Annotated in this window: 21 protein-coding genes; 13 read left to right on the top strand and 8 right to left on the bottom strand. The window is 62.5% G+C overall.

The window, feature by feature from the left end; genetic code table 11:
• Positions 1–5 precede the first annotated feature (5 nt).
• The 5 genes from Q1A91_RS22715 (at position 6) to Q1A91_RS22735 (ending at position 4,499) form a co-directional block, all read left to right on the top strand.
• Positions 6–1,091, top strand: coding sequence for a replication initiator protein A (locus Q1A91_RS22715; protein ID WP_299882958.1), 1,086 nt, complete (start codon positions 6–8; stop codon positions 1,089–1,091).
• A 143-nt stretch (positions 1,092–1,234) separates the two neighbouring features.
• Positions 1,235–2,845, top strand: a complete 1,611-nt coding sequence (gene xrtD / locus Q1A91_RS22720; protein ID WP_299882960.1) for a VPLPA-CTERM-specific exosortase XrtD — start codon at positions 1,235–1,237, stop codon at positions 2,843–2,845.
• Between the two features lie 138 nt (positions 2,846–2,983).
• Entirely contained in the window at positions 2,984–3,646 is a 663-nt protein-coding gene (locus Q1A91_RS22725) for a rhomboid family intramembrane serine protease (RefSeq protein ID WP_299882962.1), read from the top strand.
• A gap of 121 nt (positions 3,647–3,767) precedes the next feature.
• The gene (locus tag Q1A91_RS22730; protein WP_299882964.1) at positions 3,768–3,968 is read left to right on the top strand and encodes a hypothetical protein; all 201 of its coding nucleotides are present in this window, start codon (positions 3,768–3,770) and stop codon (positions 3,966–3,968) included.
• Positions 3,969–4,307: 339 nt separating this feature from the next.
• Complete coding sequence (locus tag Q1A91_RS22735; RefSeq protein ID WP_299882966.1) at positions 4,308–4,499, top strand: hypothetical protein; 192 nt, start codon at positions 4,308–4,310, stop codon at positions 4,497–4,499.
• 29 nt (positions 4,500–4,528) lie between these two features.
• On the opposite strand, the gene Q1A91_RS22740 is transcribed toward Q1A91_RS22735, so the two are convergent.
• A complete protein-coding gene (locus tag Q1A91_RS22740; protein ID WP_299882968.1) occupies positions 4,529–5,596 on the bottom strand; it encodes a replication initiator protein A in 1,068 nt (355 codons plus the stop codon).
• Between the two features lie 738 nt (positions 5,597–6,334).
• Between Q1A91_RS22740 and Q1A91_RS22745 the strand changes: the two genes are divergently transcribed.
• The 3 genes from Q1A91_RS22745 (at position 6,335) to Q1A91_RS22755 (ending at position 8,733) form a co-directional block, all read left to right on the top strand.
• The gene (locus Q1A91_RS22745; RefSeq protein WP_299882970.1) at positions 6,335–7,015 is read left to right on the top strand and encodes a ParA family protein; all 681 of its coding nucleotides are present in this window, start codon (positions 6,335–6,337) and stop codon (positions 7,013–7,015) included.
• The gene (locus Q1A91_RS22750; RefSeq protein WP_299882972.1) at positions 7,012–7,407 is read left to right on the top strand and encodes a hypothetical protein; all 396 of its coding nucleotides are present in this window, start codon (positions 7,012–7,014) and stop codon (positions 7,405–7,407) included. The genes Q1A91_RS22745 and Q1A91_RS22750 overlap by 4 nt, the downstream gene beginning before the upstream one ends.
• A gap of 117 nt (positions 7,408–7,524) precedes the next feature.
• The gene (locus Q1A91_RS22755) at positions 7,525–8,733 is read left to right on the top strand and encodes a glycosyltransferase family 4 protein (protein ID WP_299882974.1); all 1,209 of its coding nucleotides are present in this window, start codon (positions 7,525–7,527) and stop codon (positions 8,731–8,733) included.
• 219 nt (positions 8,734–8,952) lie between these two features.
• Here Q1A91_RS22755 and Q1A91_RS22760 read toward each other — a convergent pair whose 3' ends face one another.
• The 7 genes from Q1A91_RS22760 to Q1A91_RS22790 form a co-directional block, all read right to left on the bottom strand.
• Entirely contained in the window at positions 8,953–10,455 is a 1,503-nt protein-coding gene (locus Q1A91_RS22760; protein WP_299882976.1) for a hypothetical protein, read from the bottom strand.
• Positions 10,456–10,543: 88 nt separating this feature from the next.
• Positions 10,544–10,924, bottom strand: a complete 381-nt coding sequence (locus Q1A91_RS22765; RefSeq protein WP_299882978.1) for a GtrA family protein — start codon at positions 10,922–10,924, stop codon at positions 10,544–10,546.
• Positions 10,905–11,894 carry a glycosyltransferase family 2 protein gene (locus Q1A91_RS22770; protein ID WP_299882980.1) on the bottom strand — a complete coding sequence of 330 codons (990 nt, stop codon included), beginning with the start codon at positions 11,892–11,894 and terminating at the stop codon, positions 10,905–10,907. Before Q1A91_RS22770 ends, Q1A91_RS22765 begins: the two co-directional genes overlap by 20 nt.
• A gap of 279 nt (positions 11,895–12,173) precedes the next feature.
• Positions 12,174–13,445, bottom strand: a complete 1,272-nt coding sequence (locus Q1A91_RS22775; RefSeq protein ID WP_299882982.1) for a hypothetical protein — start codon at positions 13,443–13,445, stop codon at positions 12,174–12,176.
• Positions 13,446–13,470: 25 nt separating this feature from the next.
• On the bottom strand, positions 13,471–14,094 hold the full coding sequence (locus Q1A91_RS22780) for a polysaccharide biosynthesis/export family protein (RefSeq protein WP_299882984.1): 624 nt from the start codon (positions 14,092–14,094) through the stop codon (positions 13,471–13,473).
• A gap of 269 nt (positions 14,095–14,363) precedes the next feature.
• A complete protein-coding gene (locus tag Q1A91_RS22785; RefSeq protein ID WP_299882986.1) occupies positions 14,364–16,826 on the bottom strand; it encodes a tetratricopeptide repeat protein in 2,463 nt (820 codons plus the stop codon).
• Between the two features lie 144 nt (positions 16,827–16,970).
• Entirely contained in the window at positions 16,971–17,657 is a 687-nt protein-coding gene (locus Q1A91_RS22790) for a sugar transferase (protein ID WP_299882988.1), read from the bottom strand.
• 369 nt (positions 17,658–18,026) lie between these two features.
• Between Q1A91_RS22790 and Q1A91_RS22795 the strand changes: the two genes are divergently transcribed.
• The 5 genes from Q1A91_RS22795 (at position 18,027) to Q1A91_RS22815 (ending at position 25,114) form a co-directional block, all read left to right on the top strand.
• Positions 18,027–18,959 carry an AAA family ATPase gene (locus Q1A91_RS22795; RefSeq protein ID WP_299882990.1) on the top strand — a complete coding sequence of 311 codons (933 nt, stop codon included), beginning with the start codon at positions 18,027–18,029 and terminating at the stop codon, positions 18,957–18,959.
• A 2-nt stretch (positions 18,960–18,961) separates the two neighbouring features.
• Positions 18,962–20,560, top strand: a complete 1,599-nt coding sequence (locus Q1A91_RS22800) for a lipopolysaccharide biosynthesis protein (RefSeq protein WP_299882992.1) — start codon at positions 18,962–18,964, stop codon at positions 20,558–20,560.
• 10 nt (positions 20,561–20,570) lie between these two features.
• On the top strand, positions 20,571–21,455 hold the full coding sequence (locus tag Q1A91_RS22805) for a CpsD/CapB family tyrosine-protein kinase (RefSeq protein ID WP_299882994.1): 885 nt from the start codon (positions 20,571–20,573) through the stop codon (positions 21,453–21,455).
• A 156-nt stretch (positions 21,456–21,611) separates the two neighbouring features.
• The gene (locus Q1A91_RS22810; protein ID WP_299882995.1) at positions 21,612–23,786 is read left to right on the top strand and encodes a type I secretion system permease/ATPase; all 2,175 of its coding nucleotides are present in this window, start codon (positions 21,612–21,614) and stop codon (positions 23,784–23,786) included.
• Positions 23,783–25,114, top strand: coding sequence for an HlyD family type I secretion periplasmic adaptor subunit (locus Q1A91_RS22815; RefSeq protein ID WP_299882997.1), 1,332 nt, complete (start codon positions 23,783–23,785; stop codon positions 25,112–25,114). The genes Q1A91_RS22810 and Q1A91_RS22815 overlap by 4 nt, the downstream gene beginning before the upstream one ends.
• The last annotated feature ends 246 nt before the right edge of the window (positions 25,115–25,360 follow it).

The raw sequence follows: 25,360 nt of genomic DNA on the forward strand, positions 1-25,360 counted from the left end.
AAATCGTGGGTGAAATATCGAAAGACCACACTGCTTTTGGCAGCGACCACGAACGCCCGCCCCTGTTGCCCGACCGCCATCCCGAACCGGATGTCTTTGTCTGCGATGTCTTTGATGCGGTGCCCAAAGGCGATCTGGCTTCAATGGAGCATCCGATCTTCTCGCTCTCCACCAAGCCCGACACGCGGCTGCGCCGCTATGAACAAGGCCCGCATTTTGTGGAGGTGGCCCCATCGGTCAAAGGGCTGGCCACCGTGCATGACCGCGACATCCTGATCTACTGCATCAGCCAGATCATCTCAGCGCTGAACGAAGGCCGGCAGGTGGACCGCACGGTGCGGCTCAAGGCCTATGACCTCTTGAAAGCCACCAACCGGATGACCAACGGGCAGGCCTATGACGGTTTGCGCGCCGCGTTGGAGCGGCTGCGCGGCACCACGATCTCCACCAACATCAAAACCGGCGGCACCGAAACGCTGGATGTTTTCGGCCTGATTGAACGCGCGCGCATCGTGCGCGAAACCCGCGACGGGCGCATGCAGGAGGTGGAAATTGTTCTCTCCGACTGGGTCTTCAACGCCATTGAGGCCCGCGAGGTGCTGACGCTCCACCGTGATTACTTCCGCCTGCGCAAACCGCTGGAGCGGCGGATGTATGAGCTGGGCCGCAAGCATTGCGGGCATCAGGCGACATGGTCCATCGGGCTGGACCGGCTGAAGGAAAAATGCGGTTCCAACTCCACCCTCAAGGAATTCCGGCGGCTGGTGAAAACCATCGTCACCCAGGACCTCAAACACCACCACATGCCCGATTACGCGGTCACGTTGGTCGAACGCGAGCATGACGTGGAAAAGGTTGTCTTCACCAACCGCCGGACGATGAAGACGCTTGGCACCACCGCCACGCCGCCCCCGCCCCTGCCAGGCGAAGTCTTCGACGCCGCCCGCCAGATCGCACCCGGCTGGGACGTGCATGCAATCGAAGCGGACTGGCGCGCGTGGTGTGCAGAGAAGGACCTCAGCCCGCACAGTCCGGGCCAGCATTTCCTGAAGTTCTGCGCCAGCTGGGTGGACCGGCGCGGGGAGCCTTGACGAGACATGCCCATCCCCCCTGCCACATAAACACCCCGTTATCTGCCTCAAAACCGCGTGATTTTCCCCCATAACCTTGCTATGCAGCCCCTTGGCACGTTTTCGCCCTCTTTTAGCAAGTACCCAGGTCGCCCATGTCAGAGATGTCTTCACAGACCACCACATCGATGCGCCTGCCCTTTCTGGGGCGGTATGCCGTCAATCCGGCCGGGCTGATCTGGTTCATCGCGCTGATCCTTGTGGCGCTGCCGATCTTCTGGCTGGGGCTGCAATCGCTGGGGGCGGCGTGGATCACGCCGGAATACAGCCACGGGCCGCTTATTCCGTTGATTTCGCTCTATCTTTTCCTGCGGGAACTCAGGCAATCTCCGCCGATTGACCGCACCGCAAAGGTGAATCGCGTGCCCGGCATCATCGTGATGATGCTGGCGCTGGCGCTGGGGATCTTCGGCAATCTGGTGAAAATCCCTGACATCGTCACCTATGCGCTGATCATCTGGACCGGCGGCGTGGTGCTGACAGGCTTTGGCTGGGACCGGGGCAAGAAGCACCAACTGCCCGTCCTGCACCTGATTTTCATGCTGCCGCTGCCGCAGTTTGTCTACTGGAAGCTGACGATCGTGTTGCAGCTGATCTCCTCGGAACTGGGCGTGTGGTTCATCCAGCTGGCCGGCGTGCCGGTGTTCCTGGAAGGCAATGTGATTGATCTGGGCGTCTACAAGCTACAGGTGGCCGAAGCCTGCTCGGGGCTGCGCTACCTGTTCCCGATCCTGAGCTTTTCCTACCTCTTTGCGATCCTTTACCGCGGGCCGTTCTGGCACAAGGCGGTGATGTTCGCGATGGCCGCCCCGCTGACAGTGTTCATGAACTCCTTCCGCATCGGGGTCATTGGCGTGCTGGTGAACAGCTACGGGATCAGCCATGCCGAAGGCTTTCTGCATTTCTTCGAAGGCTGGGTGATCTTTGGCGCCTGCATCGGGATGTTGTTTCTGATGGCGGTGCTGTTGCAGCGGCTGACGCCCAGCCCGCTGGGCCTGCGCGACACGATTGATCTGGACACCGATGGGCTGGGCCATGAAGCCGCAGGTTTCCTGTCTGTGGGCACCTCGCGCGGGGTGATGGTGGGCACGCTCATGTCGGCCGCGATCACGGCGGCGTTTGTCTTCACCCCGGCCCCCGAAAGGGTGCTGCCGGACCGGGATAACTTTGCGCTCTTCCCCCGCAATGTGGGCGACTGGCGGTCCTATACGATCCCGCTGGAGCCGGAGATTGCCGGCGTGCTGGGGGCCACGGATTACATCAACGCGGTCTTCACCAAGGGTGGCAACACCGACACCTATGTGAACTTCTTTGCAGCCTATTATGACAAACAGACCGAAGGGTCCGGCATCCATAGCCCCGAGGTCTGCCTGCCCGTGGGCGGCTGGGAGGTCTTCTCCATCGACCCCACCCCGGTATCTTTCCCGGACACGGTCTACGGCACCTTCAACGTCAACCGCGCGGTGATCGAAAAAGGGCTGAGCCGGCAGCTGGTGTACTATTGGTTTGAACAGCGCGGCGCGCGGATGACCAATGATTATCTGGCCAAGATCGATGTGGTCTATGACAGCCTGACCATCGGGCGCACGGATGGGGCGATGGTGCGTTTTGTCACGCCGATCCTGACCAATGAGAGCGAAGCGGATGCGGATGCCCGCATGCAGGGTTTCATGGCCGATCTGCTGCCCCGCCTGCCCCGGTATATTCCGGAATAAATTCCGGACACCACGCGGGCGCGGGAGGGTCGCGGGTCTGGTGTGTGTGGGTCATGGGGATGGTGCGCAGTGAATGCGCACCCTACGGCACCGCCGCCCCCTTGCCTTGAGGACCCCCCTTGCGCCACAACATGACCCATGGACCGCCTGCCCCCTGCCCCCTCTCCACGTGCTGACAGCGGGCATTGGGCGCTGGTGCTGCTGCTGGCGCTGACGCTGCTGCCGGAGCTCTTGCTGCAACTGGCAGACGCAGGGCTGCTGGGCCCGCTGTTTCTGCGCAGGCTGGCCTATATGCTGGGCGCCTTCCAGCCCGACCTGCACGCAGGTCCCGGACCGTTCTTTCCCTTCCAGACGCTGACGATGTTCTTCACCTACGGGTTCCTGCACACCGGGCTGCTGCACCTGGCGATCAATGCGGTGGGCCTGTGGGGGCTGGGGCGGCTTATTCTGGCGCGGCGGCGGCCGGGGACCTTTGTGCTGCTCTACCTGATGTCGATGATCGGTGCAGCGGAGGTCTTTGCCCTGCTGGGCCCTGCCGGAGAGACGATGGTGGGCGCCTCTGGCGCGCTCTTTGGCCTTTTTGGGGTCTATGCCGCGGATGCGGGGTTTTTCACCCCTGAGAGCCCGCAGGGCGAGCCTGCGCCGCCACAGGTGCTGCGGCTGGCGGGGGCGACGGGGGCGCTGGTGCTGTCGGATGTGCTGAGCCAGCTGGTGCTGGGCAGCCCGGTGGCCTGGCAGGCCCATGCAGGCGGATTCGTGACCGGCGCGGTGCTGGCGCTGATCACCCCGCCCCGGACGTAAAGCGCGGCACGTCGTTTGCGTTAACCCTGTCCTCAAAAGCACAGGCGCGCCGGGGCATCCTTCCTAATTTGGCCATATTTATCGGCTTTGATGACTTCACCCCGTTCTACAGGAGTGTGTTATGATTGTCGGCGTTATGATGTTGAGCGTGATCGCGGCCCTCGGGGTGGCACTGACCTCCCTTGTGCTTGGATATGGCCTGGTGGCGACCCTGGGATTTTACATGCTGGGCGGGGCCTTTGGCATGTTGTCGGTTCTGCTGATCGCCTTTGCCCGGCAATATCAGCAGACAGAGCCCCAGCTGGTGCACAGCAACCCCTGACCCCTGCTCCGCCGGTGGGCGGATAGATGCCAAAATAATCGGGGATCGGCACATTTATGCCATCCCCCCACACCGCATAGCGGGTGATCCCCCTTCCCCCCAGGCACATGTCCCGGCTCTTTTGATGCGCCATAATACGCTGAAATACCGTTATTTTTCAGAAAATGCGTCAGGTCTCTGAACAAAAAGACAGGCACTTTCCCTTGCGTTAAGACCATTTTAACCATGCCGCACTACCACTTTGACGTGTGGCTTTGCACTGGACAGCCCCCCCGTCCTGCCTATCTTCAAAAAGTGCGAAGACCGTTTTTGGGCAACCTGAAAAGGACCGAACAGGGAATGTTTGTGATTGGCTTTCTGACAGCTTCTTATCTTGTGGTTGCACTGCTGGCTGCGGTGATGACCTATGTTGAACAACAGCAGACCGGCGACCGAAGTATGCTGATGAAAACGCTGGGTTTTCTGGCCTGCGCCTTCTGGCCGATCACCTTCCTGACCGTGGCGGTTGCCGCCCAACGCAGCACCGCCTGATCCCTTTTGAACGCGCTTGAGACACCGGCCTAGCTGAGCGGGGTCTCAAACCGTTTGCGGCAAAAGCCGATGAACGCGGCATCGGCATTCTGGGGCGCTGTATCGGTCCAGCTGCGCCACTGCTGTTCCAGCATATGCACATCCCACCCCGGTGCCGCCCGGCGCGCATGGGCGTAGGTTTCGGCCTGCAACGGCGGGATATGCACCTTGGAGACCGGATCAACCGCCACCACCGTCCCCCTGCCCCGGAAAATCACCATATCGCGCGCCTCATCATAGGCGACGGTGTAATCGGGCAGATGGTTGTGGGTCGCTATATCACGCAGGGTATGGCGAAAGCGTTTGAGCTCCGTACGGGCGCCTGTGCGTTTGAGCAACTTCTCCAGACCAATCTCGAACTCGGGCCGTGCCCCGCACATCTTGCGCGCGATCTCATAGACCCGGCGTTCAATGGGTTTGCGCAGGCGGAAGTAATCGCGGTGCAGGGTGAGGACGGATTTGCGCCGGATGGAGTTGAAGATCCATTCGGAGATCTGGATCTCAGCCGACAGGATGCGGCCCTTTTCCTCCCCGTTCTTGCGGTTGATATGGGCGCTTTCAATCAGGTGGAACCAGCCAAGGCGTTCCTCATCCCCCACGGGCACCGGATCAGGCCCCTCCCCTTCGGTGGTGATGTTGGTCTTGATCACCGTGCCCATCAACCGGTCGAGCGCTTCGCAGAAAGCCTCGTAATCCTTGCCGCCTGTGCCCCGGTTCACAAAGATCAGCAGGTCGCGCGGATTGAACTGGATGCGGCGTTCGACCTGCTCGCCGCGGTTCAGCCGGTGCATGATCTGGCTGACCACATAGATCAGGATGTCCTTGTCATAGATGGTCGCCTGCCCCTTGGCCGAGGGGATCACTTCGAGCCATTTGCCATCATGCTCATAGCGCCGCACAGCCGTTTCGGGCTTTTTCGACAGCACATAGAAGGGATGTTCCATCTGCGGGATCAGATCCTTCAGCACCGCATCTGCGACATCGCAAATGAAGAAATCCGCCTGCGGATGGCGGTCTGGCAGAAGCTGATCCAGGAGATTCGGGGTTTCAGGAACCATGGGGCACATTCGGGGTATTAGGAACCACAAGTCAAGATGGATTCGGGGTTTCAGGAACCGGGCTGTTTGATTCGGCGTTTATTGCGGTTTTGGCGGCGGATGATTCGCAGCTCTTATTCGAAAAAGCGAATCGCGGAGATAAGGAACCGAATCGCGGAGAACAGGAACCGGGATTCGGGGTTTCAGGAACCGGGGCTTTCAAACTCCCGTTCAGAACCAGAGGCTTAGCGGGAAAACTGAGACCCTAAACACAGATTCAACACATATAAACACACAAATTCCAAAGCAGGCTTCAATTCACAAAAATCGAATCGGGGATTCGCGGTGAGGGAATCGCATTTGCAATGAAGGGGAATAGAAGCGATTCGATTGGCAATTCGGGTTCAATTCCCTTTTCACGCGATGTTTCATTTCCAGATCCCGCGACGGGGTACGGTCATTTTGGAGCCCCCCCGAACACCGGTCCGCAGGCAAATCACACAGACCACAGGTAAATAGCTATCCTCTATCTTGCAGCTAGCGAGAAGCTACCAGCTATCGCTCCTCCACCCGCACATAGATCAACATTTGGTAAGATAGCCCCCAGCTATCCGCATCATAAGGCTCTGTGACTTTATGGCTACCATTTGGGTCGCTTCCCGGAAGCTATCCGTTTACAAAAAGATATCCACAAGCTATCAAACCCGCACGGTCTGCCAGCCGCCACGTCTGTAAAAGCGTTTAGCGAAAGGAAAGATCATGCCCGTTATTGCATTTGCGAACCCCAAGGGTGGCGCCGGGAAAACTACCGCAGCTTTGTTACTATCGTCTGAACTGGCCGCGCGCGGGGCGCGGGTCATCATCATTGACGCCGATCCCGAACGCTGGATTTCCCAATGGGGCGGCCTGCCGGGCAAACCCGACAATGTGGAGATCATCGGCGATGTCACCGAAGACGGCATTGTCGATGTGATCGAGGAAGCCGCCGCCCGCACCCAGTTCGTGATCATCGATCTGGAAGGCACCGCAAGCCTGATGGTCGCCAATGCCATCGGCATGTCCGACATGGTGGTGATCCCCACGCAAGGGGGCTCGATGGATGCCAAGGGGGCGGCCAAGATGATCCGGCTCATCCACAACCAGGAACGCATGGTGCGCCGTCCGATCCCGCATGGGGTGCTGATGACGCGGACCTCCGCCGCCTTCGCGTCCCGCGCGCTGAAGAATGTGCGCGCGCAGCTCGACAAGGCGGGCATCGCGGTCTTCACCACACCGATTGTCGAACGCGCGGCCTACCGCGACATCTTTGATTATGGCGGGCTGCTCAGGGATCTGCCTTCCGCGCAGGTGTCCAACCTTGAGAACGCGGGCAAAAACGCCGGGGCCTTCATGAACGAGGTTCTGTCGAAACTGAAAGACACCATGCGGGGGGCGGCATGATGGGCCGGGAACGCGCAGATCTGGGGTTCGGCGGGGATGATGGGTTTGACCCGGCGGAATGGGACGTCGGCACGCCGGCCCCCGCACGTCCCGAAAGCAGCAGCGCCCGCAGGGTGGCCGAAGCCACGGGTTTCCGCAGCCGCGAAGTGGTGCCACCGGCAGCCGCTGGATCAGCGTCAGGGGCAGGGCAGGGGGCCCCCGCACCGGCCAAACCCCGCCGCCGCCGCACGGGCCGCAACGCCCAGTTCAACCTCAAGGCCCGGCCCGATACGATTGCGCAATTCTGCGCTGTGGCTGACGCCAAGGGCTGGGGGTTGGGGGAGACGCTGGAATATGCCGTGACGCTACTAGAGCGCGAGTATGGGCCAACTGACCCAACGAAAATCGGCTAAAAAGCACCTTTTTGGACTGATATCGCACCGCAACACACAAACCGTCTTTCCTATCCGGGGCTGGTCCCCTAAGCCCTTTCAACGTAACGAGGTTGTGTTGTCCCTGTAGGCGTGTTCATGAAGTCCCGGTCCGATCGTCACATATTGATTGTTGTCGAAAATCTGCCTGTCCCTCTGGACCGTCGGGTTTGGCTGGAGGCGACGACGCTGCAAGAGGCCGGTTATGAGGTTTCGGTGATCTCGCCCATGGGGCGGGGCTGGGTCGAACCCTATGAAGTGATCGACGGTGTCCACGTCTACCGCCATTCCGAACCCCCCGAGGCCCATTCAGGGGCCGTGGCCTATGCCCGCGAATATTGCCACGCCATGTGGCACTGGTTCCGGCTGGCCCGTGTGGTGTGGAAGCGCCGGCGTGTCGATGTCATCCAGGGCTGCAATCCGCCCGATCTGATCTTCCTGCTGGCGCTGTGGTACCGGATGTGGGGGGTCGCCTATATGTTTGATCACCACGACGTCTGTCCCGAACTGTTCGAGGCCAAGTTCAACAAGCGTGGCCTGCTCTACCGGGTCATGCTGATCTGGGAGCGGATGACCTTTGCCTGCGCCTCTGTCTCCATGGCCACCAACGGCAGTTTCAAACGCATCGCGATCGAGCGCGGCAGGATGGCGCCCGAGGATGTCTTTGTGGTCCGCTCCGCGCCGCGCATTGATACCTTCACCATCGGCCCCGGCGATCCCGCCTACCGCAAGGGTGCGGATATTGTGCTGGGATATGTGGGGGTTATCGGCCAGCAGGAGGGGATGGACCTGCTGGTACGCGCCGCTGACCATCTCATTCACAAGCTGGGCCACACAAGCGTGCATTTCGTGATCATCGGCTTTGGTCCGCAGCTGGAGGAGGTCCGGCAGGATGTGGCAGATCACGGGCTGGAGAGCCATTTCACTTTCACCGGCCCGCTCTATGGCGAAGACCTGCTGGCGGCGCTGAATGTGATCGACATCGGTGTGTCGCCTGATCCCAGGAACCCGATGAACGACATCTCCACCATGAACAAGGTCATGGAATACATGACGCTGGAAAAGCCCATGGTGCAGTTCGATCTGACCGAGGGGCGGGTGTCGGCCAATGGGGCGTCGCTCTATGCGCAGGCCAATGACCCGATTGATTATGCCGCCAAGATCGCCGAGTTGATCGAGGATCCGGACAAGCGCGCTGAGATGGGCCGCATCGGCCGCAAGCGCGTGATGGAGGATCTGTCCTGGGCCCATACCACGCCCGAGCTGCTGGCGGCCTACGACCGGATCTTTGAGAAAAAGGGCGGCTGAGGGGGTATCCCGGCTGCCGTGCGCGCAACAGGCAACGGGGCTGCGGGCCCCCGAGGCGCGGCAATCGGGGTTAACGGTCTTGTTTCATGCGGTTTGAGGGGGGCACGGCCCGTACACGGGGCGTGCACAGCCTGTACACCGTTTGTGCACCCTTTGCGGGGTTAACGCAGCGCGCGGTGGGGTGTGTGAAGGGCGTGTTAACCTTTGGCAGGGGAGGGCTTACGGCATCTGGTAGAGCGACCATGACCGCCCTTTGGCCACCAGATGGGTTTGCCCATGAACAGGCGCCAGTTGTGGATCATCACAGGTCACGACCGTGCGAAAGCCACTTTTCTTCAGCGCCTCAAGAGAGACCGCATCATGGCTTTCTGGCAGCGTTTCCTTGTGTATCCGCTGGGCTTCAAGAGACCGCGCAAGCGGGCCTGTGATCTCTATGGGTTGCTGCGTTGGATTGGCAAATGTCGGGACGGCTGACCCCTTTTGCAGCAATATGAGGAACAACAGGGATTTACAAAAGCGCCCCTTGTCGCGCTGTTTTGTCTCTCCGAAAAACTGGGTCTGGGCCAGCCCGCCTTGATCCAGCTTTTCGGTCGCTGTCAGGAATTTGTCGTACTCCTTGGCACCCTTTGCCCAGCCGATGCTCACCATCGCAATATGCACCACGAACAGCAGACCAAAGAAGGTCTGTATGCGCTGTGATGAAGACGGGGCCATGGGCTGTGTCTTGATGCCTGCGGCGATGAGCGCCAACAGGATAAGCGGTATCCTTTCATCCAGATGCCCGACGCCAAACAGGTTGGGTGGCATGATGACAACCATCAGGGCGAAGAACACGACCGCCGCCCGCAGACGTTGATCAAGGGTGAACCTGCGTGTGACGAAGCCTGCGGCCAGGCTGCCCCACAAGAGCACGCCAAACAGGCGGTCCAGAACCGGATAGGAGGATTCAGCGACGCGCAGAAAGCTGTCGCCACGCTGCCAAAGCTCTTCGATCAGGCGGGGCCACATCTGTCCGTTTTCGATGTAGCCCCCGAAATTGGCAATGGCGTTGGTCACCCCGCCTTCCGCCCCGGCGGTTTTGGTCTGAAAGAAGATGACCAGCGGCAGGATGGTCAGCACCCCCAGACGCAGGATGCGCCATGCGATGTTCGGGATCGAAAGAGGCATGGCCTGACGGACAAGCATCACCTCTACCCAGAACAGCATGAGGCCCCACAGCCCGAACACCAGCCCATGGACCAGCATGATCACAACGCCGAAGACCATTCCTGTAACAAGTTGCAGGCGGGGCTGAAACGTCGTGGCGATCCACACCGCCGTGGCGCCCATGGCGATGCCCAGTCCAAACAGGAAATTCGAGAACCCCCAGGCCAGGATGAAGCTGTATGTCAGCAGCCCCGCAAGTGCGACATGGAGGGGCGCGATCCGTCCGTGCACCACCTTTGCAAGGGACAAGCTGCCCACAAACGGGGCCAGTATGATCAATGCGGCAATGACCTTGGCGCCCAGCAGGGGGGGAAAAACCATCATGATCCCGGTCCCAAGCGCATCCAGACCCAGGTTCGGCAGCAGCCGCCACAGCGGTTTGTAATTTTCCGCAATCCAAGGGTCCTGGGCGGCATGACCCAACGCAAAGTACCGCGCGATATGGGCGTAAAAATCAATCAACGGCAAGACAGGTGTCACCAGCAGAGGCAGCAGACACAAGACCGATGCCATCATGATCAACACAGCAGCAGGAGGGTATTTTTTGTGCCGGGTGAGAGAGCCACCATCCGATGCAGTGGTTTTATCATTAAAAGACATACATTTACTCAGTAAAAACCCAAAACTTGTTCAGCACGAACGTGGCGGCCGGCACCAGGATCAGCCCGGCAGCAAACCCGAACATATACGGCAGGTCGAAAAGATGAACTGCTGCGGCCATAATCGCCATGTTGGCAAGAATGCCAAACAGCACCGATATGGCAAACCGCAGCGTTTGCAAGGTGTGGCGGCGCGCCACGCGAAAGACCCACAGGGCCTGGCCGAAATAGGTCACACTGACAGCCGCGCAAAACGCCAGACCATTCATGATGCCGGGTGGGATCCCCGCAAGCTCCACCCCGGCGGTCAATGCCGCCAGATGAACACCTGTTGCCGCAACACCAACAACGCCAAACCGCAGGGCTTCACCTGGAATGAGAGCCATCCGCCGCACCTTGTTTGGTCGAGGAAGGGAAAGACGTGGTGTCGACGTTTTGCCCGGGCTTCTGGAACCCGGTCATTTCACGCACGATATAGACCGGGCGCTGTTTTACCTCCAGATAGAGCCGGCCCAGATATTCGCCGATGATCCCAAGCGAGGTGAGCTGCACCGCCCCCAGCGTGAGCACGACGACCATCAGGGAGGCATAGCCCGGCACTTCACGCCCGAAGGCAAAGGTCTGTATCAGGATGACGAAGGTGTAGACCATTGCGGCAAGGGCCACGATCAGCCCAAGATAGGTCCAGATCCGCAGGGGCACGGTCGAAAAACTGGTCACCCCGTCGATCGCGAAATTCCACAGCTTCCAGTAGTTGAATTTGGTCTGGCCCGCGAACCGGGCGGGCCGGGTGTAGGGCACGGCAATGGAGGTAAAGCCAACCCAGGCAAAGAGCCCTTTCATGAAGCGGTTACGCTCGCGCATCTGCAGGGTCGCATCCACCACAGGTCGGCTCATAAGCCGGAAATCACCCACGTTGGGTTCAATTTTCTGCGCGGACAGCTTGTTGAACAGATTGTAGAAAATACCTGCCGATCGGCGCTTTGTGCGGCTGTCGGCGTCTCGTTCGACGCGCTGGCCATAGACGACGTCATATCCCTCACGCCACAGCCTGATAAATTCCATGATCAGTTCAGGGGGGTCTTGCAGATCGACATCAATGGGGATGACGGCATCCCCCTGGGCCACATCCATGCCGGCCGTCAGGGCGGCTTCCTTGCCAAAATTCCGGCTGAGCCGGACCATGCGGATGTTCGTCTGTTTGAGCGTCTGCGCGCGAATGATATCCGCTGTCGCATCGGTGCTTCCGTCATCGACAAAGACGATTTCATAGGAAATGCCAGGGTCGGAAATTGCCTTTGCAATCGCCTCCAGAAACCCCGGCACGGCTTCTTCCTCATTCAAGACAGGGACCACAAGAGAGATAAATTTATTATTTTCTAACAATAACTTACTCTTCTTTTTGGGGGCTGTTTGGGGGGTTATCACGATACACTTATGGTAACATACTGTGCGTGTCAGCCCTAATGTGGCGATCCTGTAGATTTTGTTTGAAAGGCGCGCAGGGGTTCATGGGCCACACTGCGGGACGGCGCTGGCAGTGCTTTTGTGTGTTGTGGTGTGCATTTGTTTTGCACCGGAGGCCTGTGGCGGATGGGGATGGTGCGCAGTGAATGCGCCCCCAGCGGCGCTTCTCTAGAACCGCGTCACAAACGTCCGGCGCAGGTTGAAAAACAATTCGTCCGAGCGGGCATCGCCGCCGGTGCTGTCATCCGACGTGCGGTGCCGGTAGCCCAGATCCATGTTCCAATCCCGCGTCAGCGTGCGGGTGTAGGTGGCGGTGAGCGTGGCGTTGCTGGAGCGGTTGCCGGTGGCGGTTTCCTCCACCTCGGCCCAATCGGCGCCAAAGCGGATGCTGGACAGCGGGTCGATCTCTTGCAGGTAGCCAAAGTTCAGCCGCGTGTTGACCCGTTCGGTGTCTTCCTCATTGCCCGAGGACACGCCCCGGCTGAGACCGAAGCTCAGGTTGCCACGGGGCAGGGGGTAGGCGGCGTTCAGCCCGCCGGTGAGGAAGGTATCGCCGGCCACGCCGCGGGTCAGGCCCAGATTGCCCGAGACCATGCCCCAGGGCAGCTCATAGCGGCGCCCCAGCCCCACAGAGACCCGTTCGCCGTCTTCGGTGCTGTCGACGCTGGAGGAGACCGTCAGCGGGCCCAGCGGCCGGTCGATGGTCAGGATGTTGTTCAGGCTCACGGTTTCGCGCTGACCGGGGGTGCCGTCTTCTTCGAAGATGTCGTAGTTCAGGCTGGTGGTCAGCCGGGCCACCGGGGTCAGATCAAAGCGGGCGTTGATGCCAAAGGTATACCGGCGGTTGTCAAAGAGCCCGGTGCCGCCCAGGCCGGTGGCCACCCCGTCGCGGTATTCCACGTCACTTGCCCGCGCCAGGATGCCAAAGCCGAAGGGCCGGTCCAGGCGCCAGTCGATGCGGCCTTCGACAAAGGCGGTGCGCCGGGTGGCGGTGCCGCTGGCGAGGACCACGTCGATGAGGTCAACCTCCAGCGTTTCCACTTCGGACACATCGGTTTCGCTCAGGCGCGCGCGGAATTGCAGGCGTGAAGATGCGGCGCTGCGGTCATAGTCCAGCCGCAGGGAGGGGCGCACAAACCCGTTGCCTTCGGCATTGGTGCCGGGCGTATCCAGGGTGCGGATGCGGCCGCCTGCTTCAAACAGGAACCGCTGGGTGCGGGTCTCGGTCAGCACGCCAAAGCTCAGGTCGGCCCCCAGTTCGGTGGAGGCGCCGGGGTCGCCCGTCGACAGGTTGCGGTTGCTCTGGGTCTCAATCCCCAGCCCCACACCAAAGCTCAGCTGGATGCCGCCGGTCTGATATTCCTGCGCCAGCACGCCTGTGCCGACACCGCCCCAGAGCAGGGCCGACAGGGCGGTGATTTTGAGCGGGGTGCAGGTCACGGGGGGCAGCAGCGATGCGCGCGGCTTATTCGAACAGGCGGCGCTGCGGCACCACGATCACATCCCCATCGCGCAGGGTGATGCGGCCTGCGGGCCCGCCTGCCTCGATGTTGGGATAGTTCAGCTTGCGGATGGTGTCGCCCTGACGCAGCTGGATGCGTTTGGTGGCGGCGAATTTGGTGAAACCGCCCATTTCGGCAAACATCTGCAACACGGAGGTGCCCGGCTCGACCTCGATCTTGCCAGGGCGGGTGGCTTCTCCCATCACGTAGACCGAAATCGTCTCGGGCTCGACCGGGCCGCGGGGCAGCCGGGGTGCGCGTTCGGCCAGCCGTTCGATGCTGACATAGACGTTGGGGGCGGCGGCGAAGTTGCCTTCGAGCCGGGTGGTCAGGGTGCGCTGGACCCCTTCGACGGTATTGCCGGCCGCGCGCAGGGATCCTGCGGAGGGCACGGAGATGCGCCCGTCCGGGGCCACCAGCACGGTGCGGTTCAGGCTGGCGTCTTCCAGCACTTCGATGCGCAGCACGTCGCCTGCGCGGATCTGGTAGCCCTGGGCGTCCGCCGGGCTGGCGGCAAAGCCTGCCAACAGCAGGGACAGGGCCATCAGAGCGAGGGGGAGGCGCGCAATATAGGTGCGAAATGTCATCCGTTTTCCTTTCAAACCGTCATGGGGGCTGCGGCATGTTGCGGTTGGTGTAGGGCCTATTATGCCTGCTTTCAAAAACAAAAGGCAGGGTCAGGTGGATCATCGCGGAACTGGGGTGATCAGGTCACGGCCCAGAACAGCCACCCCCCCATCTTTTCTCCATAAATATCCCGGAGGTCCGGAGGCAGAGCCTCCGAAATGCGCGACGTATCACCCCGGTAAGAACGCACAAGGCAGAGCACCCAAGCATGCCACTTCAGACCGGTGCTCTAATCGCCGCTGCCACCCGCCTCCAGCCCAGCCAGCGTTTCACGGGCGATGTCGAACTGGGGCAGGGGGCTGTCGCCTGCCAGTTCCAGCGCGCGGGTCAGCGTGGCGCGGGCATCCTCCAGCCGGCCGATGGCATTATAGGTCATGCCCAGATGATACTGCGCCAGCGGATCGTCGATCATCGCTTCGGCGGCGGGTTCAAGGTATTCCAGCGCCTCTTCCAGGTTGCCCCGGCGGTAGGCGATCCAGCCATAGGTGTCCTGAAAGGCGGGCACTTCGGTGCCGCGCAGGCGGCGCACAATGCCCGCCGCCCGGGTCAGGCTTTCGGGGTCATCGCGGTGGGTGGTGATCAGGCTGGCCAGATTGTTGGCCACCACCGCACTGGAGGTGTCATTGGCATAGATCGCCTCATAGACCGCGATGGCCTCTTCGAACTGGCCGCGCTGTTCCAGCGCGCTGGCGCGGATCCACAGCAGGTTGGGCTGGTCGGGCATCACCTCAAGTGCTTCATTGAGCACCTGTTCGGCATCCTCGGGGCGGCCATCGCTGTTGAGCAGGCTCATCAGCAGGCGCACGGGCAATTCGCTTTGCGGGAAGCGCGCCACCAGCGCGCGGTAGCCGGCTTCGGCTTCGGCAATCTCGCCTGCCAGCGCATAGACGCTGGCATCCAGCAGCAGCAGGTCCGGGCTGTCGGGGTCTTCGGCCAGCGCGTCGTTCAGGGTCCGCCGGGCGGCATCGAGCCGGCCGTTGCGGATCTGCGCCTGGATCACCAGGATGACCGGCCGGGCGTTGTCATCGCTGCTGTCGATCTGGCCTTCGAGGATGGCGAGGCTTTCATCGGTCCGGTCCTGCGCCTGCAGGATGCGCGCTTCGAGTTCGGTGGCGCGCTCAAGCGTCTCGGGGGTGTCGATGCGGCGCAGCAGGGTGACCAGCGCGCGCGCTTCGTCCCAGTCCTGCGCGCCCAGATGGACATCCGCCAGCATCAGCAGCAGCTGCACATTGCCGGGGCTGCGCCGCAGCGCGTCCTCCAGCACCGCCACGGCCACCGACCGGCGCTCCTGCGACAGCAGGAACTGGGCATAGCGCATCGCCTCGGGGGCGGCGTTGTCGGACACATCCAGCGCCAGTGCCAGCCGTTCGCCCATCAGGTCGATGTCGCCGTCGCGTTCATGGGCCTGGGCCATCAGGGTCAGCGTATCGGCATCCCGCGGGTTCTGGTCCAGTGCGGTGCGCAGGGCGACGATGGCGGCACCGGGGTTGTCTTCGCGGATCAGCCGCGCGGCGCGCATGCGCAGGGCGGGCACGTTGCTGGGGTCGGCGTCCAGCACCTCTTCGGCCAGCGCATCGGCGGCATCCTGATCGCCGTCGGCGATCAGCATCTGCGCCAGCGTCACCTTCAGGCGGTTTTTCTGCGCGCCCTCTCCGGAGGCGTCGATGGCGCCGCGCACGCTGGCGATGGCACCGGCGCGGTTGCCGGTGCGGAAATCAATTGCGGCCAGCATCGCGGTATAGACCGGCGCATTGCCCGATTGCGCATTGGCGGCGATCAGGCGTTCCAGTTCCGCCCGTGTGGCGTCATCGCCGCGGGTGTTCTGCAACAGCTGCACCACGTTGATGTGGCCCTGCGTCGGCCCGGTGTCGGGGCCTGCCTGTTCCCGCAGGAAAGCCTCCGCCCCGTCGATGTCGCCCTGCCGCAGATACCAGGTGATCAGCGTCTGCGCGAATGCGCTGTTGTCGGGGAAGCGCTCCACCATGGTGCGCAGATGCGCGCCGGTGGCCGCCACATCGCCCAGATCATTCAGAAGCTGCGCCTTGAGCATGTTGAGGTCTTCGGCCGTGGGATCGATCTCCAGCGCGCGGTCGATGATCGGCAGGGCATCGGTGGGCGCCTCACCTTGCAGGATGTTGTCGATCAGGATGCGCACCAGCATGCCGTCATCGGGCAGCCCTTCGGCATCCATCCGGCCCAGCAGCGCTTCGGCCTGGGTGGTGATCTCGGCGCGGGCCTGCGCGTCGCGCTCCTGCACGGCGGCGCGGTATTGCAGCGTCAGGTCAATGGCCTGCACCTCCAGCCGGTCGGGGGCAAGCTCGACAGCGGCGGAGCCGTGGCGCTCCACTTCGGACCAATTGCCCGAAGAGATGGCCAGCCGGGTCAGCGCCAGCCGCCCCTCCAGCGTGTCGGGGTATTGTTCGATCAGGCGCAGATACTGGCTGTAGGCTTCCTGCGTCCGGCCCAGCTCCAGCACCGTGGCGGCATAGAGCGTGCGGGCTTCTTTGTGAAAGCCGTCATGTTCAAAGACATTGCGCAGCTCCACCAGCGCGCGTTCGGGGTCCCCCGCTTCCATCAGGGCCAGGCCGGACTGGTAAAACCGCTCCGCCTTTTCTTCATCGCTTTCACAGCCCGCCAGCACCAGCAGGCTGCCCGTCAGCAGGGAGATCAGAATCAGACGAAAACGCTTCATGGGATCCTCGCGGGAAGTAGGGAATGTGGGGGCAGGTGGCAGTCAGACTGTCCATGCCATTCTGGACCGCCTATGTCGATAGGCGCTCATAAACAGGCGCGTGATACCCAAAGGGCAGAGCGGACGTGAAAACGGTGTTTGGGGTCAGTAGCCGGTGCCGCGCAGCACCACCCGCACCGTGGCCAGCAGCAGCCGCAGGTCCGTGCCCAGCGACACCTGCCCGTGATAGCGCGCGTCATAGACCGCCCGGTCGGCAAAGCTGGAGGCATTGCGCTGCGACACCTGCCAGATGCCGGTGATGCCGGGGCGCAGGGCGTAATAGGCCTGACCGGGATAGAGCGCGCGTTGTTCGGGCATCATCGGGCGCGGGCCCACCAGGCTCATATCCCCGCGCAGCACGTTCCACAGTTGCGGCAGCTCATCCAGAGAGGCGCGGCGCAGCATCTGACCCAGACGGGTGATGCGCGGATCGTTCTTGAGTTTCTGGGTGCTGTGCCATTCGGCGCGGGCGTCAGGGCAGGCGGCCAGGCAGGCCTCGAGCCGGGCATCGGCGTCTGTCACCATGCTGCGCAGTTTCCACATCCGGTAGAGCCGCCCGTTCCGCCCCACCCGCAGCTGCGAATAGAAGGGTTTGCCCTCGTCCAGCGCCACCAGCAGCGCCAGCACCAGTACGATCAGCCCCACAAAGGGCGCCATCATCAGGCAAAGCACCACATCCAGCGTGCGTTTGATCCCCTGCCGGTACAACCGCTGAGAGAAGGTCAGCCCCGGCAGCCCTGCTGCCGCACGGGCATCCGCCTGCAGCGCATCATCGCGATAGTGAAGTGTCATATCAGAACCAGAAAACCTTTAGAACCAAGTACAAAGCCCGGATACTGCCCGGTTCTTGAGCGCCTGCAAAACCGCAGACAGGGGGCAGCACGAGTCGATCACCATGGCCGCAATCATAAAGGCTTTCGGCCGACTGTGAAAGAAATTTGGCAAAATAGCATAAAATTGCCACAATTGCCCTGCATGTTCCTGCCACTTTTTACGGCAGTTTTTTGTGAGGCGCGGCGCAGACCGCCGGCATTGCAGACCTTGCCCGCGGTGTTGCTTTCGCGCTAGGCCGTGCCCAAGTTAAGACAGGTTGTGGCATTTGGTCATGTTTTGGCCAGTTTCGTGGTGCACAGCCCCGTTTCGTAGTATTCAAGAGTTGGCATGAACAGCACCATCGACATCTACACAGGCTTTTTCGGATTGACCGAGCGCCCCTTCTCGCTGGTGCCCGATCCCGACTTCCTGTTCTGGTCGCCGGCGCACAAGCGGGCCTATGCGATGCTGGAATACGGCATTGTCACCTGTGCGCCGATCACGCTGATCACCGGCGAAGTGGGCGCGGGCAAGACCACGCTGATGCACCAGCTTTTGCGCTCGGTCGGGGACGAGGTGCAGGTGGGGCTGATTGCCAATGCCCATGGGGATCGCGGCGAGCTGTTGCGCTGGGTGCTTCTGGCGCTGGGGCAGGAGGCGCGGGCCGATGAGACCTATGTCGACCTTTTTGGCCGGTTCCAGACCTATCTGATCGATCAATATGCTGCCGGGCGCCGGGTGGTGCTGATCTTTGACGAAGCGCAGAACCTCTCCCGCGAGAGCCTGGAAGAGCTGCGCATGTTCACCAACATCAATTCCAACAAGGATGAGCTGTTGCAGCTGGTCCTTGTGGGCCAGCCGGAACTGCGCGACATGGTGCGCCGCCCCGATCTGCGCCAGTTTGCGCAGCGGGTGTCTTCGGCCTTTCATCTGGAGGCAATGGATCTGCGCACCGTGCGCAGCTATATTTCGCACCGTTTGAAAGTGGCCGGCGCCACATCCGAGATTTTCCATCTGTCCGCGCGTGATCTGATCTTTGAAGCCACCGGCGGCGTGCCCCGGCTGGTCAATCAGCTCAGCGATCTGGCGATGGTCTATGCCTTCACCAAGGAAAACAAGACCGTGACGCGCCTGACGGTGCAGCAGGTGCTGGATGACGGGGTGTTCTTTGTGAACACGCTGGAGGATGCCCCCGCAGCGCCACCGGCCCCTGCGCCCGCGCCGCCGCGGGACAATTCGGTGCTGGTGCTTGAATCGCACCAGAAGAAAAAGGCCGACTGATCATGGATTTCCGGTTTTATTTCATGCTGTTTTTACGGCGCCTGCACTGGTTCTTGCTGTTCCTGATCATCGGTTCGGCCGTTGGTGTGACGCTGGCGAAGGTGCTGCCGGCGGTCTATCTGTCGGAAGCGCGTCTGCTGGTGGAATCCGAACAGATCCCCGGCGATCTGGCGTCTTCCACGGTGCGCACCCAGGCCAGTGAGCAGATCGAGATCATCCAGCAGCGCATCCTGACCCGTGACACGCTGGTCGATATGGCCAACCGGCTGGACATCTACGGTGAGGATCCCGGTCAGGCCCGCCAGCCCGAAGACACCGACAAGCTGGTCGAGGACATGCGCAACCGCATCAACATCGTCACCACCGGTGGTGGCACCCAGCGCGGTCTGGTGCGCGCGACGCTGATGGGGGTGAGCTTTGAAGCGCCCTCCGCACAGCTGGCCGCCACGGTCACCAACGAGCTGGTCACGCTGATTTTGCGCGAAGACGTCTCCATGCGGACCCGCGTGGCGCGCCAGACGCTGGAGTTTTTCGAGCAGGAGGTGGGCCGGCTGGACAAGGAACTGGCCGACCGGGGTGCTGTGATCCTGGCTTTCAAGGAAGAAAACCAGGAAGCCCTGCCCGACAGTCTGGAATTCCGCCGCACCCAGCAGGCCGCCAATCAGGAACGCCTGTTGCAGGTCGAACGGCAGGAAGCCGCGCTGATTGACCGGCGCAACCGCATGGTGCGCCTGCATGAGGCCTTTGGTCCCGAGGCCAATGTGCCCGAGGTGGCCCGGACCGCCGAACAGGCACAATTGCGGGAACTGGAGAACGAACTGGCCGCGCAGCTGTCGATCCTGTCCCCGGAAAACCCCCGCATCAAACTGCTCGAAGCGCGCATCGAAGCGCTGCGCACGGTGGTTGACGCGCAGATCGACCCGGCTGCGGCAACCGGCGGGGACGGCCAGCCGCTGACCGCCTATGAGATCGAACTGGCCGAGATCGACGGCGAACTTGAATTCCTGGCCGATCAGAAAAAGCTGGTCACCGACACATTGGCCGACCTGCGCAGCTCGATCGAGGAAACGCCGGGCAATTCCATCACGCTGGAAACGCTGGAGCGTGATTATGCCAACGTGCGGGTGCAATATGATCAGGCCGTGGCCAACAAGGCCCGTGCTGAAACCGGCGACATCATCGAAGCCCTGCGGCAGGGCCAGCGGATTTCCATCGTGGAACAGGCCGTGGTGCCTGCCGAACCCGAAAAACCCAACCGCATGCTGATCGCCGCAGGCGGGGTCAGCGGCGGCATCCTGCTGGGGCTGGGCATGGTGTTCCTGCTGGAACTGACCAACAAGGGCATCCGCCGCCCGGCCGATCTGACAAACGCGCTGGGGATCACGCCCTTTGCCACTTTGCCCTATTACCGCACCCGCGCTGAACGGGTCCGCCGCCGGCTGATCATTTTCGGCATTCTGGGGGTCTTCCTGATTGGCATCCCGGCCGCGCTCTGGGCGGTGGATACCTATATCATGCCGCTGGATGAGCTGATGGACACGCTGGCAGGGCAGGTGGGCCTTGCGGGATGGTCTCCCCTTGCTCCCCGCAGCCCGGTCTGAGGAACGCGCCATGGAAAAGATACAATCCGCCCTTGCCAAGGCCCGCGCCGAACGCGGCAGCGTTGCCGCCCAGCCCGACCGGGCCGCTGCCCTGCCTGCGCGCGCGCAGACACCGGCCCCGACGCTTGACCGGGCCGCGGTGGCCGCGGCGGTCGCCTCCCAGCCCGGCCCGCAGGCGGATGTGCAGGCGGCCTGGGACGCGCTCCCGGCGCTGACGCTCAGCCCGCGCACGATCAAACGCAACCGGATCGTGGCGCTGAGCGGCGGGCGCGATGCCACCGGCATCGACATGATGCGCACCCGTGTGCTGCAACAGATGCGCGACAACAACTGGCGGCGGCTGGCGATCACCTCGCCCACGGCGGCCTGCGGCAAAAGCACCATCGCGCTGAACCTGGCGATGAGCCTGCAACGCCAGCCCGATCTGCGCACCATGCTGCTGGAGCTGGACTGGCGCCGCCCCTCGCTCAGCCGGATGCTGGGGATCGAGAAAAATCTGCATTTCGGTCAGGTGCTGGCGGGTACCGCCGGTTTTGCCGACAACGCCCTGCGCCATGGTGACAATCTGGCGATTGCCAGCAACCAGACCCCGATGCAGGACGCCGCCGAACTGCTGGGCAGCCCCAAGGTGCCGCAGATCCTGAACCGGATGGAAGCCGATTACGCCCCCGATCTGATGATCTTTGACACCCCGCCGATGCTGGTGACCGATGACATGATGGCCTTTGCCCGCCATGTGGATTGCGTGCTGCTGGTGGCCGGTGCGGAATCCACCAGCGTCAAGGAAATCGACATCTGCGAACAGGAACTGGCCAGCCAGACCAACGTGATGGGCGTGGTGCTGAACAAGTGCCGCTACATGGGTGCCAGCCATGATTACGGCTATTACGAGTAACCCGCCTGATCCTCAGAGGCTGCGACACTCCGGGGCATCTGTGCGAAATGTTGCCTAATCTGAAACGATAATCCAATTTCAGCCTGACTGTTGCCATGATGTTGCCGCGATACCTGCTCAGACAGAGGAAAACACCTCTTTGAGAAAGGTTCGCCCATGCGCTGGCGCGGCAAGACACAGGCACCCGATACCGGCCCCGCAGCAGGGGCGGCCGGCACATCCACCAGCTATCCTTCCGCCCTGCGCGGATTGCGCGGCGCGGTCTGGGCAGTGCTGGGGATGTCGGCCATCATCAATGTGCTGATGCTGACCGGTTCGATCTACATGTTGCAGATCTATGACCGGGTGCTCTCCAGCGGGTCGGTCTCCACGTTGATGGGGCTGTTCAGCGTTGTGGTGATCCTCTTTGCCTTCCTTGGGTTTTACGACTTTTTGCGGGTGCGGCTGTTGTCGCGCGCCGCCTTGCGGCTGGATCGCGCGTTGGGCGTGCCGGCCTTTGGACGCTGGGTGCGCGCAGGCCTGCCTGCCGGAACCGCTCAGACCCCCTCCGGGACAGACGACAAGACAGACATGAAAGCCGGCGCAGAAGCGGGAACGGCCCTCCAGGATCTCGGGGCGGTGCGGGGGTTTCTCTCAAGCCCGGCCGTCACCGCCCTTGCAGATCTGCCTTTTGTACCGCTGTTTCTGGCGGTGCTTTTCCTCATTCACCCCTGGCTGGGGTGGCTCACGGTGGCGGGCGCTGGCGTTGCGGCGCTGATTGCGCTTTTGAACCGCGCCCTGACCCGGAATGCCATCCGCCATGCAGGCCGCTTTGAAGGGGCCGAGCGGGACTTTACCGACCGCAGCCGCCGCAATGCCGAAGCGATTTTTGCCATGGGCATGTATGGGGCGATTGCCGGCCGCTGGCGCGATCTGCACCACAAGGTACTGGTGTCCGCGCAAAAGGGCGGCGATCCGTCGGAGGCTTTGGCCGCCACCAGCCGCGCGTTTCGGATGCTGTTGCAATCGGCGATCCTGACGCTGGGCGCTTTGCTGGTGCTGCAATCGCAGATTTCAGCAGGCATGATCATTGCCGCCTCCATCCTGTCGGGCCGCGCCCTGGCCCCGGTTGATCAGCTGATCGGCCAGTGGCGCGCGATCGGGCAGGGGCTGGCGGCCCACCGCCGGTTGTCAGAGAATTTCAATCAGGCCGAAGATACCCCCGAACGGGTCGATCTGCCCGATCCCACCGGCACCATCAGCGTGCGCGCCCTGACCAAACTGGTCCCCGGCGCGCCTCTGGGCGCCACCGATGCTCCGCGCATCCTGTCCGGCATTGATTTTGAGCTGACCCCCGGCGACGGGCTGGGCGTCATTGGCAGTTCCGCCAGTGGCAAATCCACCCTTGCGCGGCTGCTGGTCGGCGCCATGCAGGGCGACGCGGGCGAGATCCGCTTTGACGGCGCGCGGCCCGAACAATGGGACCCGGTGCGGCTGGGCCGCAACATCGGCTATCTGCCGCAGGTGCTGGAGATGCTGCCGGGCACGATCCGTGACAACATTGCGCGGTTTGATCCGGCGGCCTCTGACGAAAGCGTCATTGCGGCGGCCACGCTCACCGGCATCCACGACATGATCCTGAAACTGCCCAAGGGGTACGGCACGCAATTGTGTGACCCTGCGGCCCCCGTGCCCCTGTCGGGCGGTCAGATGCAGCGGCTGGGACTGGCCCGTGCGGTGCACGGCATGCCGCGCATCGTGGTGCTGGATGAACCGAATTCGAACCTGGATATGGCCGGCGACGCGGCCCTGACCCAGACGATTGCCGCCCTGCGCGATGCAGGCTCCACCGTGGTGGTGATGGCGCACCGGCCCAGCGTGCTGGCGGCGGTGAACAAGCTGATGATACTGGATGCCGGCATGGTGCGGGTCTTTGGTGACAAGGATGATGTGCTGGCGGAGGATTTCAAAGTGGTCAGCCCGTCAGAAGCCACGCTGGAGAGGGGCAAGACACCCACAGCGGTGATTGAGGCCGCCCCGGTGAGCCCACCGACACCGGCAGAGGGACAGGTCCCGGAAGACCTTCTTGATGCCGATGACGGCAATGGCCCGGATGCCGAATTTGAAGGGGACACACCGCCGGTGTCCATGAGCCTGCCGGTGCTGGCGCTGGCCGAAGCCCGCGCCCGCCGCCAACGCGAAGCGGAGGCCGCAGAGGCGGCAAAGGCGCGCAAGGTCCCGATGATCACGCGCCGCATCTCCCATGCGGATGTGCGCCCGGCAGAGGGGGCTGAGGCCGCCGGAGCGCCCGGCAGCGACGCATTCGATTTTGAGCAAAGGGCGCAGGCATGAAGCTTTTGACCGATCAGACCGGGGGCGCTGCGCCCTCCGTGCAGGCCCCGGAATGCGGATTGCGCCGCACCCTGTGGCTGGGGGCGTTTGGCTTTGTCGCGCTCTTTGGCGCGGTGGGGGGCTGGGCGGCGACCACCGTCATTGGCGGTGCTGTGGTGGCCAGCGGGCAGGCCGTGGTGCCGGGCAAACCGCAGGTGGTGCAAAGCCTCGATGGCGGTGTGATTGCCGCCATTCACGTGCAGGATGGTGACCGGGTGCGCGCGGATGATCTGCTGATGCAGCTTGATCCGACGCTGGTGGAAGTGAACCTGAACATTTCGCGCGGCCGTCTGGCGGCGGCATTGGCGCGGCAGGCGCGGTTGCGCGCTGAACAACTGGGTCTTGAGACCCCTGATTTCTCTCTGCCCCCGCTGCCCTTTGCGGCGCCGGATATTGCGGAACCCATGGCCCGCGAGCTGGCGATTTTCAAAACCCGCGCTGAGACCCTCCAAGGTCAGCGCGAGCAACTGGCGGAGACGCTCCACCAGTTGGAAACCCAACGGGAAGGCACCCAGGGCCAGATGGCGGCGGTTGAGGAGCAGGCGGCCTCTCTGGACGGGGATCTGGATGGGCTGCGCAAGCTCTCCAAACAGGGGCTTGTGCGGCAAAGTCAGCTGTCGCAACTGCAACGGGCACGGGCGCAGCTGACCGGCGAAATGGCGGGCCTGCGGGCCACGCTGTCGCGGCTGGAGATTGCGGGCCGTGACGCGCATCTTGAATTGCGCCAGGCCGAACGGGCGTTCCGCGAAGAGGTGATTTCCACCCTGCGCGATGCCACCGCAGAGGTGGAGGAATTGACGCTGGAGATTGTCACCCGCACGGCACAGTTGGACCGCATCGACATTCGCGCGCCCACGGGCGGCATCGTGCATGAGATGCAGGTGGCGACCAAAGGCGGCGTTGTGGCCCCCGGCGGCACGATCCTGCAGGTGATCCCGCTGGACCGGGGTCTGGATTTCGAGTTGCGCGTTGATCCACGGTCCGTGGATCAGGTGCGTCCGGGGCAATCGGCTGAACTGGTGCTGGCGTCCTTTGATCCCCAAAGCACCCCGCAGCTGAAGGGCGAGGTGACGTCTGTCTCCGCCGCTGCCGTGACGGATCCCAAGACGGGGCAGGAATTTTACCGCGTGGGTCTGGATGTGTCGGATGAGGAACTGGCGCGGGCCGGCGACGTGGATCTGATCCCCGGCATGCCGGTGGAGGCCTATCTGCACACCGGCGACCGGACGGTGCTGGCGTATCTGCTGCATCCGGTGACGACGCATCTGCGGCGGGCATTCCGGGAGTGATGTGACGTGCCGTAGGGTGCGCATTTACTGCGCACCATCCACAGAACCAAAACAGCGCCCCGGCATGCGATCATCCCGCGCCGGGGTTTCATGCCGACATGAAGCACGGTGCGCCGTAAATGCGCACCCTACGGGGTTTGATCCACCCGCACGGAATCAAGGGCTTTAGCCCGCCGTGCAGCGCCAGACCCTCCCACGGTCTGGCGCTTTGGCAACCGCAAGTGCCACGCTGGTGAGGCGGCGTAT

Origin of the sequence: uncultured Sulfitobacter sp., from assembly GCF_947500075.1 — a bacterium.
Lineage (GTDB): Bacteria > Pseudomonadota > Alphaproteobacteria > Rhodobacterales > Rhodobacteraceae > Sulfitobacter.